Annotated in this window: 13 protein-coding genes; 7 read left to right on the forward strand and 6 right to left on the reverse strand. The window is 39.1% G+C overall.

Annotated features, from left to right (window positions below; genetic code table 11):
- The 7 genes from EZ444_RS09340 (at window position 1) to EZ444_RS09370 (ending at window position 5641) form a co-directional block, all read left to right on the forward strand.
- On the forward strand, window positions 1-765 hold the full coding sequence (locus EZ444_RS09340; protein WP_131608463.1) for a hydroxymethylpyrimidine/phosphomethylpyrimidine kinase: 765 nt from the start codon (window positions 1-3) through the stop codon (window positions 763-765).
- Window positions 762-1385 carry a thiamine phosphate synthase gene (locus EZ444_RS09345; protein ID WP_165503572.1) on the forward strand — a complete coding sequence of 208 codons (624 nt, stop codon included), beginning with the start codon at window positions 762-764 and terminating at the stop codon, window positions 1383-1385. The genes EZ444_RS09340 and EZ444_RS09345 overlap by 4 nt, the downstream gene beginning before the upstream one ends.
- Complete coding sequence (locus EZ444_RS09350) at window positions 1379-2140, forward strand: thiazole synthase (protein WP_131608465.1); 762 nt, start codon at window positions 1379-1381, stop codon at window positions 2138-2140. The genes EZ444_RS09345 and EZ444_RS09350 overlap by 7 nt, the downstream gene beginning before the upstream one ends.
- Window positions 2141-2145: 5 nt before the next feature.
- The gene (thiH, locus tag EZ444_RS09355; protein WP_131608466.1) at window positions 2146-3270 is read left to right on the forward strand and encodes a 2-iminoacetate synthase ThiH; all 1125 of its coding nucleotides are present in this window, start codon (window positions 2146-2148) and stop codon (window positions 3268-3270) included.
- Between the two features lie 12 nt (window positions 3271-3282).
- Complete coding sequence (locus EZ444_RS09360; RefSeq protein ID WP_131608467.1) at window positions 3283-4338, forward strand: HesA/MoeB/ThiF family protein; 1056 nt, start codon at window positions 3283-3285, stop codon at window positions 4336-4338.
- A gap of 131 nt (window positions 4339-4469) precedes the next feature.
- A complete protein-coding gene (locus tag EZ444_RS09365; RefSeq protein WP_131608468.1) occupies window positions 4470-4775 on the forward strand; it encodes a hypothetical protein in 306 nt (101 codons plus the stop codon).
- Between the two features lie 17 nt (window positions 4776-4792).
- The gene (locus tag EZ444_RS09370; RefSeq protein ID WP_131608469.1) at window positions 4793-5641 is read left to right on the forward strand and encodes a CvfB family protein; all 849 of its coding nucleotides are present in this window, start codon (window positions 4793-4795) and stop codon (window positions 5639-5641) included.
- A 63-nt stretch (window positions 5642-5704) separates the two neighbouring features.
- Here the strand turns inward: EZ444_RS09370 and EZ444_RS09375 are convergent, their stop codons facing one another.
- The 6 genes from EZ444_RS09375 to ppk1 all read right to left on the reverse strand — a co-directional run bounded on the left by EZ444_RS09375 (window position 5705) and on the right by ppk1 (window position 16084).
- A complete protein-coding gene (locus EZ444_RS09375) occupies window positions 5705-7405 on the reverse strand; it encodes a GMC oxidoreductase (RefSeq protein ID WP_205945242.1) in 1701 nt (566 codons plus the stop codon).
- Window positions 7406-7432: 27 nt separating this feature from the next.
- Window positions 7433-8020 carry a gluconate 2-dehydrogenase subunit 3 family protein gene (locus tag EZ444_RS09380; RefSeq protein WP_131608471.1) on the reverse strand — a complete coding sequence of 196 codons (588 nt, stop codon included), beginning with the start codon at window positions 8018-8020 and terminating at the stop codon, window positions 7433-7435.
- Between the two features lie 256 nt (window positions 8021-8276).
- On the reverse strand, window positions 8277-10874 hold the full coding sequence (locus EZ444_RS09385; RefSeq protein WP_131608472.1) for a BamA/TamA family outer membrane protein: 2598 nt from the start codon (window positions 10872-10874) through the stop codon (window positions 8277-8279).
- 10 nt (window positions 10875-10884) lie between these two features.
- A complete protein-coding gene (locus EZ444_RS09390; RefSeq protein ID WP_131608473.1) occupies window positions 10885-13239 on the reverse strand; it encodes a GAF domain-containing protein in 2355 nt (784 codons plus the stop codon).
- Window positions 13239-14108 (reverse strand): SdiA-regulated domain-containing protein, encoded by an 870-nt coding sequence (locus EZ444_RS09395; protein ID WP_131608474.1) that lies wholly within the window; start codon window positions 14106-14108, stop codon window positions 13239-13241. The genes EZ444_RS09390 and EZ444_RS09395 overlap by 1 nt, the downstream gene beginning before the upstream one ends.
- Window positions 14105-16084 carry a polyphosphate kinase 1 gene (gene ppk1, locus EZ444_RS09400; protein ID WP_131608475.1) on the reverse strand — a complete coding sequence of 660 codons (1980 nt, stop codon included), beginning with the start codon at window positions 16082-16084 and terminating at the stop codon, window positions 14105-14107. Before ppk1 ends, EZ444_RS09395 begins: the two co-directional genes overlap by 4 nt.
- Window positions 16085-16091 lie beyond the last annotated feature (7 nt).

The raw sequence follows: 16091 nt of genomic DNA on the forward strand, positions 1-16091 counted from the left end.
ATGACAACCACTAAGAAAAACAGGCCCTATGTATTGAGTATAGCAGGATTTGATCCAAGTGCTGGGGCTGGGGTTTTATCGGATGTGAAATGTTTTGAGCAACATGAGGTTTATGGTTTTGGCATTTGTTCTGCTTTAACAGTGCAAACAGATAGCGACTTTATAAAGAATGATTGGTTGGATGCAGCCCAGATTATAGACCAGTTGGCTCCACTTCTGCTTAAGTTTCCGATTGCAGCCTGTAAGATAGGCCTGATTAAAGATAGCGCAGTTTTACTTGAAGTGATCAATTACCTAAAATTCCATGCGCCAAGTCTAAAAATTGTAGTTGATCCTGTTTTAAAAGCCAGCTCAGGCTATGAGTTTCATGATTGGAAAGATAGTTTAGAAATATTAGCTCCCATTTTAAAACAGATTGACTTGATCACACCCAATTATCTGGAAATGCTAAGCATGGGTGGCAAAGCTGAGGTACACGCCACTGCGAAGGCTTGGGCCACTCGTTGTCCAGTTTTATTAAAAGGTGGGCATCTGGAAGATCATATGGGCACTGATTACCTATTTGAACAAGACATCGTATATGAACTAAAGCCCAACGTGTCTAAAATCCATCAAAAACATGGTTCAGGCTGTGTGTTATCTGCGTCCGCGACTGCTAATCTAGCAAAAGGATTCGCTCTTTTAAACGCCTGTACCCAAGCTAAGCAATACATTGAACATTTTTTAAACAGCAACAATACCCTATTAGGGTACCATAAATTATGATAGACAAACTACATTATATATCCCAGTCGCCCGCTGGTAGCTCTCATTTAGCATCCATCGAAAAGGTACTACTTGCTGGTGGTAAATGGATACAGCTAAGGGTTAAAAACCAGACTGAGGCCGAGGTATTGCCATTGGCCATGGCAGCAGCAGATTTGTGTAAAAAACATGGTGCCAGACTAATTGTAAATGATTACCCATCGGTAGCATTAAAGGCCGGTGCTTACGGTCTGCATTTGGGTTTAGCGGATATGCCAGTTGCAGAAGCCAGAACTATTGTTGGTCCAGATATGATCATTGGTGGTACAGCAAATACTTTAGCTCACATGCTGCAAAGAGCTGAAGATGGGGCTAATTATATCGGCTTAGGACCATATAGATTTACTTCGACCAAGCAAAATTTAAGTCCTATAATTGGTTTACATGGATATATGGAACTAATGAAACAAGCTCGAGAAGCGGGCATGTTGCTACCTGTTATCGCCATCGGCGGAATAGAAATTCTGGATATTCCTTTGCTATTGGAAACTGGAGTTCATGGTGTAGCATTATCCGGAACACTAACCAATCAAAACGATACCACAACTATCTTAAATACCATCAATCAACTACTATGTTAAAAATAGCAGATAAAATATTTAACTCCCGTCTGTTTACAGGCACCGGAAAGTTCAACTCCGCAATACAAATGGAAGAAGCACTCCTGGCTTCAGGGTCTGAGCTAGTGACCGTAGCTCTTAAAAGAGTGGATATGCATACTGATGAAGACGATATCTTATTACATTTAAAGTATCCCCACATCAACTTATTACCCAATACATCAGGCGTAAGAAATGCCAATGAAGCCATATTTGCTGCGCAGATAGCCAGAGAAGCATTAGAAACCAACTGGATAAAACTAGAGATCCATCCTGATCCAAAATACCTGATGCCCGACCCCATTGAAACCTTAAAAGCTACGGAAGAATTGGTTAAACTTGGCTTTATCGTATTGCCATACATCCATGCTGATCCGGTTTTGTGTAAGCGGCTGGAAGATGTAGGAACGGCAGCCGTAATGCCTTTAGGATCTCCAATTGGTAGTAATAAAGGCTTAAAAACCATCGACTTTCTGGAAATCATCATCAATCAAAGTAACGTACCCGTGATTATAGATGCCGGAATTGGTGCACCTTCTGATGCCGCTAAAGCCATGGAAATTGGTGCCGATGCAGTATTGGTAAATACGGCCATTGCGGTTTCTGGGAATCCGATCCAGATGGCAAAAGCATTTAAAATCGCAGTTGAGGCAGGCCGAATGGCTTATAAAGCAAAACTAGGTGCAATTGGCAGCCATGCGATAGCCAGCAGTCCCCTTACTTCATTTTTAGATTAATTACTATGTCTGGTTTTAACGACATTTTTGAGCAATGCAGCTGGGATGAAACGAGCCGAAGCATTTACAGCAAAACGGCTGCTGATGTGGAGCGTGCTTTATCTGCACGCAGAAGAACGTTGGAAGATTTCAAGGCATTGATCTCCCCCGCTGCCGCTCCGTATTTGGAGCAAATGGCCCAGATCAGTCAGCAGCTAACCCTAAAGCGTTTTGGCCGTGTGGTTCAAATGTACGTGCCCTTATATCTTTCTAATGAGTGCAATAACATTTGCACCTATTGTGGATTTAGCTACGACAATAAGGTAAAGCGCAAAACGCTCTCTCCCATGGAGATTATGCAGGAGGTTGCTGTAATTAAGGAAATGGGCTTTGACCACGTATTATTAGTCACCGGTGAAGCCAACCAATCCGTACATACTGATTACTTTAAAAAAGTGCTAGAATTGATTGGGCCACATTTTTCACACATCTCTATGGAAGTGCAGCCATTAGACCTTACAGACTATGAAGAACTGAGGTCTTATGGTTTAAACACGGTACTGGTGTATCAGGAGACCTACCATGAGGAAGATTACAAAAAGCATCACCCAAAGGGTAAAAAATCAAACTTCCAATACCGTCTGGAAACGCCAGATAGATTGGGGCAGGCAGGTATCCATAAAATAGGTTTAGGGGTCTTGATTGGCTTGGAAGATTGGCGTACAGACTCTTTTTATACGGCCATGCACCTGGATTACCTTGAAAAAACATACTGGCAAAGCAAATACAGCATTTCTTTTCCACGATTGAGGCCGTTTAGTGGCGGATTGGAACCTAAAGTTGTCATGAACGATAGAGAGCTTGTCCAATTGATCTGTGCTTACAGGTTGTTTAATGAGGAAGTAGAGTTATCCATCTCCACCAGAGAATCTAATTTATTTAGAGACAACATCATTAAACTCGGCATTACAGCGATGAGTGCAGGGTCTAAAACTAACCCTGGCGGTTATGCAGTAGAACCACAGTCGCTAGAACAGTTTGAGATTTCGGATGAACGATCTGCCTTAGAAATAGCAGAAATGATTTCCAAACAAGGTTATGAAGCAGTTTGGAAAGACTGGGATAATGCACTGAGGGAGGAATTGAAATAAAAGACTTGAAACATGAGAACGTTGAGAACGTTGAGAACGCTGAGCACACTAAAACGGTACGACAGGCAAATCATACTTCCTGAATTGGGGATTGATGGACAGCACAAACTGCTGAATGCGAGGATACTGGTTATAGGCGCTGGTGGCTTAGGTTGCCCATTGCTACTATACCTTGCGGCTGCAGGCATCGGCCATATTGGTATCGTAGATAATGATTTAGTTGATGAAACTAACTTGCATAGACAGGTATTGTACCACATGGCTGATATCGGTAAATATAAAGTCAATGTTGCTGTAGCAAAGCTGCAGCTGCTCAATCCTGATGTTCAATTTACCCCCTATCCTTTCCGGCTAACTGCTAAAAATGCAGAAGAGTTGATTGGGCAATACGATCTGGTAATTGATGGATCTGATAACTTCCCAACCCGCTATCTGGTAAATGACACCTGTGTTGCACTAAATAAAACACTCGTATTTGGTTCTATATTTCAGTTTGAAGGCCAGGTATCGGTATTTAATTTTAATGCTGGACCTGATTACCGTTCAATTTATCCGGAACCGCCTTTACCTGATGAGGTTCCAAATTGTGGAGAAAGTGGTGTAATTGGTACCTTACCAGGGATTATTGGCAGCATCATGGCCAATGAGGCGATTAAAGTCATCTGTGACTTCGGCGAGGTTTTATCAGGACAACTCCTTGTGTTTAATGCCTTAAACAATGAAACACAACGATTTAATTTTGGGGAAGCTAATAATAGTAGCAATCCGCTAAAAAATACAGATCAAGACAATACCAAAGAGATAAATATGCAAGATTTGGAGCAATGGAAAAACGATCAGCTTAATTATCAATTGGTAGACCTTAGAGAACCCTACGAATACGAGGAATACAACATTGGCGGCATTAACATCCCTCTTTACAATCTCAATGATCATCTAGATAAACTTTCGAATACGCAAAGAATTGTATGTTGTTGCTCATCTGGTAAGCGCAGCAAAATAGCGATGCATTTACTTAAAGATAGGTTTGATGGCCCTATATTCTCCTTAATTCTTCCGGAAAAATAATCCTGCATAACAGCGCTAAAACAATAAAAATAATAAAGCCAATATTTTACCCAACTTATATCGCTTTCTGTATAGACTTGCAATAATTTAATCTTTTGACAAACTTATCATTAACAAAACCATATTATTAAATGGAAGAAAATGCTCAAAACAAAGAATTCTTGCCTAAGAAATACAAAATTCAAGAATGTATAGAGAATTTAAAACGAAGCGAATACAAGATCATTCTTAAGGCTATTCCTGGCATCATTGGTAAAGGGCTAACCACCTTTTATAACTATCGCGATATATGTGTCAACGACAAAGAGGATATTCCCTTTAAAATTGCCAGGAAACTTGAAATTTTGTTCGGATTGGAAAGCGGCGGATTAGAAACTAAAAAAACTAAGGGTAAACATTACTTAGAAATCGTTGAAGAACATAGAAAACGACAATAGAATGCTACCTTTGTAAAATGATAGCAATAGGACAATACAACGACCTTAGGATAGTAACAAAAACGGAAGAGGGTCTGATTTTAACTGATGGTGAAAAAGAAGTACTTCTACCCTATGTCGATGTCCCTCAAAATGCTGAAATAGGTGACAACCTGAATGTATTTGTTTACATGCCAAAGGATGGCAGATTACAAGCGACTACTAAAAAACCTTATGCCTGCGTTGGTGATTTCGCTTATTTAACTGTTGTAGATGAAGCTGAAGACGGTAGTGCATTTATGGACATTGGTTTAGGTAAGGATATTTATGTACCCAAACGCGAGCAGAAACGCCCAATGTTTAAAGGTGATAAGCATGTTGTCTACGTATTTTTGGATGAAGGCAACGACCGTATGCTGGCCTCATCTAAACTTGTAAATTTTGTAGAGGAAGAAGATATAGACCTTGAAGAAGGTGATGAAGTAAGTTTATTGATCGCTGATCGCTCAGATTTGGGCTACAACGCAATCGTAGACAATAAATACATTGGTCTTTTATATACCAACGAATTATTTGATGAACTAAACCCTGGCGAAACACGCAAAGGTTGGATCAAAAAGATTCGCGTAGAGGGAAAAATAGACTTGAGTTTACAACCTATGGGCTACGGCCACATCCTGGAGACTAAGGACGTGTTGCTTGCTGACCTGAAAGATAGTGGCGGTGTGATTTCATTGGGCGACAAAAGTACTCCAGATGACATTTACCACCGTTTCAAAATCAGTAAAAGCGCTTTTAAGAAAGCAATTGGTGGATTGTATAAAGATAGACTGATCACCATTTCTGATCATGAGATCAAACTATTTGTCGATAACGACGCTGAATAAGCTGTTTTAAAATAGAAAAACCGGTAAGCCAATAGCCTACCGGTTTTTTTTTTAAGCATTTCATTAAATGCTCTTATTCTTCAGTCCTTTAACGGCATAATCACATGCACGGGCTGTTAAGGCCATAAAAGTCAACGAAGGGTTTTGACAAGCAATAGAAGGCATACAAGAACCATCTGTTACAAATACATTGCTTACTTCATGCATTTGGTTCCATTTGTTTAACACAGATGTTTTTGGATCATTACCCATTCTAGCCGTTCCCATTTCGTGAATCGCCATACCTGGATAACAGCCTCTATCATACGTTTTGATATTTTTCATACCTGAAGCTTCCAACATTTCGGCAGCATCATTCATCATATCAACACGCATTTTCTTTTCATTTTCTTTGTATTCGCAATCGATAGCCAATACAGGTTGTCCCCATTTGTCTTTCTTAGTTTTATCGATATACACCTTATTCTCATAGTAAGGCAACATTTCTCCGAAACCACCAAGTCCCATAGTCCATTCACCAGGACTGCTCATTTTTTCTTTAAAATCATTACCAAAGGCAAGCTCAGCAACATCGCTTTGCCAGTTTTTACGACTTGCACCACCCTGGTAACCAAATCCACGTAAATAATCACGTTTATCGGTACCTACGTTACGGTATCTAGGCACATAAATTCCATTTGCCCTACGACCAAAAGTGTATTTATCTTCAAAGCCAGGTGCTTCACCTGATGCACCACAACGGAAATGATGATCCATTAAATTATGTCCTAACTGACCACTTCCATTTCCTAAACCATTAGGATGTGCTTCTGAAGTAGAGTTTAGTAAGATAAAGGTAGAGCCTAATGTAGAACCATTCACAAAAACGATCTTTGCATAAAACTCCATCGTTTTGTTGGTTTGGGCATCAATTACCATTACCCCTTTAGCTTTCTTCGTATTCTTATCATAAATGATATGGTTCACGATAGAATATGGTCTTAATGTTAACCTTCCTGTAGCTACAGCAGCCGGTAAAGTAGATGATTGCGTGCTAAAGTAAGCGCCAAATGGACAGCCACGACTACATAAGTTTCTATATTGGCAATTGCCACGACCTTTATGAGGAACGGTTAAATTGGCCACACGACCAATCGTCAGAATCCTTGTTTTTTTATAATGCTCTTCTATCCTCTTTTTAACAGATTTCTCTACAATGTTCAAATCCATTGGTGGCAAAAATTGTCCATCAGGTAATAAAGGCCAGTTTTCGGCTTGCCCAGAGATACCAGCAAAACGCTCTGCATAGTCATACCATGGTGCCAAATCTTTATAACGAATCGGCCAATCATTACCATGACCATCTTTTGCATTGTCTTCAAAGTTGTGATCACTAAAACGGTAACTCTGACGACCCCACATTAATGATTTACCACCAACATGAAAGCCTCTGTACCAATCAAATCGTTTATCTTCTGTATAAGGACACTCTATATCGTTTACCCACCATTTTTCATTGGCTTCACTGTATGGATAATCTCTTATCTGAACAGGGTGAGTTTTTTTCTGCTCTTCAGTTAAACGATTGGCATGTTTCAGCTCCCATGGATCTTTCATAGCAGATTCATAGTCTGTTACGTGTTCAATGTTCATCCCACGTTCCAACATCAATACTTTTAACCCCTTTTCAGTTAATTCTTTTGCAGCCCAGCCACCACTTATCCCTGATCCTATTACAATAGCATCGTATGTATTTTCCTTCTTTAAGTCGGTATTTATATTCATGATTGATTATTCCTTAATAATTAAACGTTAAGTAGCCCAAGATTTCTGTCCTGGCTTAAGATCTGCAGCACCGTCATAGCGGCCTGGTATGGCTATATATTCACGTGATTGTGTACAACCTATTTCAGAGGCATAGTACCCCAAAATAGTGAGATCTCTTACCAACACGAAGAAATAGGTAACACCGCTTCTTTTTGCGGTCCTATCTGCTCTTTGTTTCTCAATCGTTTCGGTTCTTAAGTTAGCGACCAATTGCTCCCGTTCCTTTACGGTAAGAGACAAGAAATCTTTATTAAAGTCTTTTAATGATTTAGCTTCCATGTCTTTTAAACCTTCAGCAAAAGCTTGTTGTACTTTAGGCGGGAAACAATCTGTAATCATCATTGGAATGAAACTTCCTAATCCAGCGGCCTTAGCCCCACCGGAATCTTTTGTAGGTGGAATAATAATATCAGCAAGCTCTCCCAATACCTTTTCCTGATCTGCCGAAAATGAAACAAAGTTTTTCTCATTTTCTGGAAGGGTAAAGCTTTCAAATAAAATACCAAAGGTTGTTGCCGAAATTGCAGTTCCGAGCAAGACCGCGGTATTTTTAAGCGCATCTCTTCTGTTCATTGTTCTTTGTGGTTTTATTGTGTGGTTTGTGTTCCTATTTGTGGTTAAATATCTGGTTAAAATAAGGGACTTAAATTAGGGCTTATTTGTTAATATTCAAAATATGAGCTTGTATCATTAATACGACCGTCATCTAACAACAGTTTTGTTTAATCGGTCGTCATCCTGAATTTATTTCAGGACCTCGAAAGAGAAAGAAAATCTTGCAGGTGCGAGGTCCTGAAATAAATTCAGGATGACGTGGAGCAGAAATATATTAAAAGTTAAATCCTACAGATAAATACAGCATACTGGCTTCTTTAGAAGCACCAACACTTGCCTGTATTAAAATGGTTTCACCAGGCATTACATATAAACCGCCACCATAACCATGATGCCATCTATTAGAATGCTCTCCCTTTTCCCATACACGGCCTACATCCGTAAAACCAATCATACCTACAGTTCCGGGAACCAGGTAAGAAGTGAAATTAAAAAGCTTAAGCCTTAAATCTAAGTTATTATACACCATGCTGGTACCCGTGAAACGCTTGCTGTTAAACCCACGCAAACTCTTTGCACCACCCAGCTGCATACGCTGGAAGAAAGTAGGATCACCTATAGTTGTTCCCCCACCCAAACGATTAGCAATGACCAATCCTGATTTCGCAGGATTGATATAAAAGCGGAATTCAGTGGTTAATGCACCATAACTATCGGTGGTTTTATCCAATCGATGCTGAGCTACCACCGCAGTCTTCCAGTAAACACCCTTCTTAGGTATCGATACATTATCCCTGCTATCATAAACCAATCCAGCTGTTAAACCACCATATAATTTATCAGAAAAGATCTGCTGATCTGGGTTTGCAGCATTGTAATCATTAAAAAAACGCTCCTCGTTTGCTTCCGCCGAACTGGTATAATAAGAAAACAACACCCCTGCATCGACTCTTAAGCGTTTAGTAATTTCCCTACCCAACTTAACATCAACATTAAAGTAATTGTAGCGATTCCTGTAATAAGATATACCATCTTCTCTATCCAAATCTTCAGCCTCAAAATCAGGATGAGTCCGCTCCGTATTGTTGCCTAAGCCAAAGAAATTACTCAGGTTATTGGGGCCTAATAAATTAGCATGTACTGTAAGATCATTATTGCCGATAGCCTTCTTAAAATCAGACACATAATCTAGCACAAAGGACTTCCTGCCAGAATTGTAATTGGCCCAAAACTCATGTTTACGCGCATAAGGAGATTTCCTGAAGCCTTGTTTTTCAATAATATAACCTAAACCAATCTGCACTCCCTCATCAATATTGTATCCACCATTAACCAGGACTCCTGAGCGGTCGTACAGAAAACTGGTTTTATCAAAACGATTAACTAATGAATCATTCGACAACCTTAATTTGGCCTGAGATTTATCAGGAAACTGGTTACTCGCTGCAGGTTCATCATAGATAAATGGCTTGTTTTTCACATCCGCCGCAACCTGGTATTGATTGCCCACTTCAGAACCAATTAAACGTACGCGAATACGCGATGCAGAAGATCCATCCACCGAAAATTTATCCTCTCCACCTATTCCAAACAACCTTACTTCCTTAGTAATTCCCTGAGTAAAGGTTCTTTTATAAACCAAACGACCTTCTTTTCCTTCTTTATTGATATTATGAATGATCACCTCAACATCACCATTCTCCAGATTCTTCACCTTAAAACTTTCCTTCTTTTCAGATGCGGGCACATCGACATTTATAGATAGGAATTTGTAATACTGCATAGCAAGCGTGTCCAACTTATCCCTTCTTGAGGTAAAACACCTGATCAATTCTGAACCAGATAATTTAAATACTGTATCCGGCATCTTCTTAAATGCTTCATGGACCAATTTATCGCTGAGCTTAGTTTGCACATACTTAACCTCCTCCTTCCAATCTTGTGTAGTCAGCTCGTTTAAAAAATATCGGTCAAAATACCTTTCATTGAAATTCCAGTGATTTACATCCCTAATGTTATCGCTATAAGGCTGCAAATGCGTTTTAAGCCATTGATGGTTTAGTACCCAAGGAAATACACCCGATGTTTTATAAAACACCTTATCCCTATCGCGTGGTACCGGCTCATAAATGGTTTCATTACCATCGGCTTTAACCAGCCAGCGCCATTGATCCTCATGCCTGTCCCAATCGCCCAGTAAAAAATCGAGTAACCTTGCCCTTAGTGTCAGACGCTGATCTGCCCTGGTATCATTATTCTTCTGAATCTTTTTTTGAACTTTCTCCGTATTGTCAGTCTTCTCCTCAAAAGGACTCCTTTCCTCAATCAGGTAAACCGCATTGGCAAATTCTTTTCTATATTCTTTTAATCCGGGATCATCACCCACATATACGATTTCAGGTCTAGCGTGTCCCAATCCCAATACTCCAGCCAAATCAGGTACAACTAAAGCCGCAAAAGGGTGATTGGTGGATACCTGATCTTGTGCAATATCTTTAGCTATAGTTGCCCTCAGGTTTTCTGCCATACCTCGCTCCGGGTATTTCTGTACCGTGCGCAATACCCATTCCTTACCAGCAGGATCAACCAGACGTAAAGAGCGGGTTTGCATCCCGCCACCAAGCTTTACGATAGTTAACCCACCTTTTTCCTTCTGAAGATCGATGATGCGCATTTTCACAGGCGTAGCCCATATTGCACGATAGCTTTCGCCTAACCAGAACCTATGGAAAGCGCTTACTTTATTGTATTCGGGTGCAACTGCAATCGTAATGGAATCTTTTGAAACGAGTCCCTGAGCTTTCGTATTCGTGAATACCATAAGACCTGAACCGGACAACAACACCGCAAAAAGCACTTTCTTTAAATACATATCTGGCAATTTAATACTTAACCCCTATTCTAAGGGCTTTTAATCCTTCAACACCTTGCAACTCTTCCAATTCAAGATGCTCAAGATCATCATTTAGTAAGCGTTGGCTCTGCAACTTTTTAATGTAACCCAGGTAAGCTTTAGCCTCAGAACTGTTAAAATATACAATAGCTATTTTACCAGGTTGCGTAAGTCGCTCAGTGGTATCTTTTATCAATGCTTTATCAATCCTTTTCTTTACCATCTGGTAACGAATATTATAACTACCCTCTACATCAAACCTCTGCTCGTCAATCCTAAAGCTGATATCAATCTGCTTCTCATACACAAAAATAAGCTGTGTAGTTTCTAAAGGGATAGAAAAATAAGGACCTAAATTATTCGTTGTACGTGCTATTTCTGCAAGTATACGCAGTTGCCTTAACCTAAAATCTTGAACGATATCATGAGGAAAAGGGATCCCCGGTGAGATAGAATGACCGAGATAAATATCAAACTCCACACCATCAGTTCTAAATTTCTCGAAATAACAAGGATAAATACTTTGCAATTCGGCATTAAACTCATCAAGGTGCCTGGTTACCGCCACATTGATCATTTGCATGCTTTTCTCATAGCGATCCCTGTTCTCGAAGCTTTTCCTTTTATCACCAATCAGTTTAAAGTAATCATCTACAATATGACCAACTTCTGGATAAGTGTTTTTTAAATGTTGTAATGAATTTGGTATCTGCCGCTGTAAATAGTCTTCAGTTTTAAAAATCTCCCGATCCGACAGCTCATCCAAATGTTTATTACTCCATAGGGATACGCCTTCCGGGATATCATTTTCAGCACACGCTGTAGACTTTTCCCTTATTGCATTTAAGGTATTTTCCAGGATTTCAAAATGAGCATATAAATCTCTTCTTATCGCCCCATTACGTTGAATACTCGAATTTCTAATATCTATAGCTCCATAAAATGGATAAACATCTTTAAAAAACACCGGTTCTATAGGGAAATTCCTATCCCTTGCACCAGATTGTACATAATTATAAGCAGCCTCATGAAAACGCCATTGTACCGAAGGCTGTAAAGCCGTAAACTTATCTGTAATTACATCCTGAATTTCGTTATTGAAATCAATAATAACATTCTGAAACAGTTGCGCCAGCAACGGAAAAGCAGCTTCAATCTTGCTCAATGTATTTCCATTAAACTGACTCGAATCTTTCGTATATAATTCAAGACAGCCTACCAAACGCGCGTTGTAATACAACGGAAAAAGAGCATAAGATTTAATACCTACCTGCCCCAATAGCTTTAACGTTGGGTATTTATGCTGGTCTTCTTCAGAAATTTCAGGAAAAATTAGCGTACGAGGGTTTCTGATATATTCCTCGATCAGCCCATCATGTTCAATTTCATGCTGCCCTTCCTCTCTTCCAAGTTGAATTAAAATGCTGTTAAAACCTGAAAGTTCATTGATCTGAAGCTTGTTATTTAGCTTGATATAAGGAATCATTCCAAAATCAATCTGATCAGTCCCAACAAGTGTTTTCAAAGCGGTCGATATGTCTTTCGTATGCAAACCCTGCTGCGATTCGTTATGATCTATGACTAGATTTTTAACTGTTTCCAAAGCGTATTCACTTGTAACATCAGTTAAGGTAACAATCGAAATCCCCTCAACTGTAAACAATTGTGGTGGAATAAGCTTAGTTAAGATCTTTAAGGTGTTTCTCTCATCTTTTATATAATCCTTAACATCCTTTAGATTATATTCAGGCAGTTTAACACTTGTCGTGATATCCAAAAACCGCGTATCTACATTTAACCTATAATATTTAAGTAAACGGGTGTCAGGATCTATAACAGAATGAATAACCAACTGAGTACCAGCTAAGGAGAAGTTATAAAACCGCTCCATGATGATGTTATAAAATGCAGACAATAGATTTTTCTCCATTTCCCGCTTAGAAGGCAGGCTGAGATCCGTTTTCAAACTACAACTTGTGGCATCCATCAAAAAGCCATAAAAAGCATCTGTACCGTAGTGAAAACATGGAGATATAGGCGTCCCTAATGCCCAGTATTGCTGTTTCTCATCATTGATAATTGGCGATAAAGCGGTATAAATCAGCTCAAAAAGCGCGGTATACTTACCCGCATCCTCATTAGAAATCGGGTGTCTTAATTCCGGGTATTTATTAAACTCTTCGAGTATATACCTGTAAAAGTTGATCTTAGCAGTCTTTTCAGTCTCTAATCTCCTTTCAATATAATTGATAAAAGGGCGTAGAGAGAGTTTAATATTAGCCTTAACCAACTCTTGGCCAGGGCCCTTTACACCCTTATTTAGATCTAGCGTTATGGCTTGCATTATTTATGGAAGCTAAATTTCAAAATATTACCATCAGTAATCTCGTCGCCTTCATTAGATATATACAGATTCAGGTCTTTATCAAAGGCAATTCCTTCTGGTTGATTAAACATTGACGAATTTAGCTGATGGGCTTCCTTAATTTTCCAATTGGCATCAGTAACCAGCAACATTTTGTTAACTGATGACAACACATACCATTCGTTTGTTTTTGGATTTCTCGCCAAAGCAGACGGACTTAAATTCGCCTTAAATTTAGGCTTAAGTGCTTTGATCTGTTTTAGATCAAGCTTAAAGCTTCCTGCTGACACTAAACTATCCATTTCAGGTTTGTAAACGAAAACATAACCTGTAACCTGTTTCTTTTGTTTATCTAAATCACATTTTTTGCATAAAATGTAGATCTTGTTACTTTGAGCATCGGCATACATACCTTCATACTCGGCACTCGGCATCAATTTCTTTCTTTCTTTAACCTTGTCGGTCTCTTCTTTTACGGTTTCTGAAAAGGGGAATGAATACAGCGTTCCATTACTTTTCAGTATAAATACGGTTTCGTTAAGGATCGCCAGGTCTTCAAAATCTCCTTTAGTCGCAAATTTCATATGATACTGCTTTTTAACGTCCCATTTTTGACGAAATAACTTACCATCCTCATCCTGAATACTATAAACAGTATCACTATTGTCATTACGAAAAGCTATACCGGATATTTCCAGCAAACTTGATGGCATATTAAACTTATCAGGCTTATTGAAATCGTATCCCTTAGGGCTCGTATATTTATTAATCGGGTTTTTACAGGCGTATGATCCAAGGACGGATAGGATAATCGTGGTGTATAGAAAATTTATGTAAAATCGTCTCATAAGCGTGTTTGGTTAGTTATTTTCTGTTGCAAAAGTAAGTAAATTGACTCTTGAACATTATCATTTAGCTGTAAGTTAATTATTCTAAGCAACAACTCTTTCAATTCTTCGTTGTAGACAGGAAAACAAACCTCTATCCTGCTGTAGATATTCCGGTTCATCCAATCGGCAGAGCCCATAAAAACCTCTGGATTACCATTGTTTTCAAACACAAATATACGCCCATGCTCAAGATACCGATCTACAATTCTTGTTACACTAATATTTTCGCTTAAGCCAGTCTTTCCAGGAAGCAAGCAACAAATCCCGCGAACAATAAGCTTGATCTTCACCCCTGCTTGTGCGGCTTCGTACAACTTCGTAATCAGCACCTGTTCTTCAAGGTTATTTAATTTGATGGTAATGCCTGAGGCCTGACCATTTTTAGCATGATCTATTTCCCGCTGTATCAAATCCAAAAACCGTTGTTGCAGGTTAAACTGCGCCACCAACAAGTGTTTAAATTCGATCATATCTTCTGCCGAATGTGCCTTTTTACTTTTACTTAAAAAGCCGAACAACGCTTCAAGCTCTTCTAACATTGGTCGATGAGCAGTAAGCAAAATCTGATCTGTATAAAATTTTGCGGTGCTTTCGTTTAGGTTACCCGTGGCCAACAGTCCCAAATAATCATATGTACCGTTAAATGCCCGCTTAACAAGTGCTACTTTAGCATGAACCTTCAGATCTATATTGCTATAAATGATCTTTACACCAGCCGCCTTCATTTGCTTTGCCCATTTGATGTTGTTTGCTTCATCAAAGCGCGCTTTTAACTCGACCATAACCACCACTCTTTTCCCATTTCTGGACGCAGTACTTAAAGCACTAACAATTCTAGAATCATGAGCAACACGATATAGTGTTGTATAGATTTCTACCACATTCTGATCATTAGCAGCCTCATTAAAAAAACGAAGTATGGGATCATAGCTTTGATAAGGAACATTGATCAATATATCTTTCTTCAAAATATCGTCAAAAAGGGTTTCCTTTTCATTGATCTGCAAAGATTTGATGGCTGGCCATTTTGGGTAACTATATATAGCATCACTTAACGGAAAACTACTTAAGTCCTTTAAATTATGATAGGTACCCCCCTCAACAATCGAGGCCTTTTGCAAATTTAGCCTATAAATGAGATAATAGAGATTTCTAAGCGGAATGCCCGGTTCACATAAAAAACGAGTAGCAAAGCCGAAATCACGTGCTTCCAACTGACGTTCTAGTGAGGCGGTAACATCTTCATCATCCACATCTTCTATTTTCAATTCTGCATCTCGGGTAATTTTCAGGTTAAAAACACCCTTAATTTGGTCGTCTGGAAACAAGTAAGCCATCTTGTGCTTAATGATATCTTCCAAAAACACGATGTATTTGTCGTTATTCTCAGTTATAGCGTATAAACGGGGTATAGTATCTGATGGGATGTTGATCAACTCCAATCGTTCCCTTCCCTGCTGATCCTCCAGTATAACTACCTGATAAAGTTTATTATTCTCGGCAAAAAAATCACTAAGGTCGTCATCAATACGAATAGAATGAATATAAGCCAGTATCTCCGTAAAAAACACATCGGCAACTTTAGCTGATATATTTGCAGGCATAGGCTTATTGTATATCCAATAAACTTGATGCGTTGCCAATTCGGGTATAATCTGTTCAGCCAGGATAGATCCGTATTTTTGCTGCTGCCTATCAATCTCTGTTTTTGCCAATTCGTAATTGCTCCGCCGCTCCGTATCCTTACCCAACTCATCTAGCGCCATTAAAACTGGTATCCTTACCCTGTAAAATTCATCTAAATTTGAAGAATAGATAGATAGAAACTTTATGCGTTCCAACAAAGGAACTGTGGCTTTATCTGCTTCCAGAAGCACGCGTTCATTAAAACTTAACCAGCTTAAATCCCTGTTAAAAAAAACAGCATCTTCCATAAAAAAT

The sequence above is a fragment of the Pedobacter hiemivivus genome, assembly GCF_004331685.1.
Classification (GTDB): domain Bacteria; phylum Bacteroidota; class Bacteroidia; order Sphingobacteriales; family Sphingobacteriaceae; genus Pedobacter; species Pedobacter hiemivivus.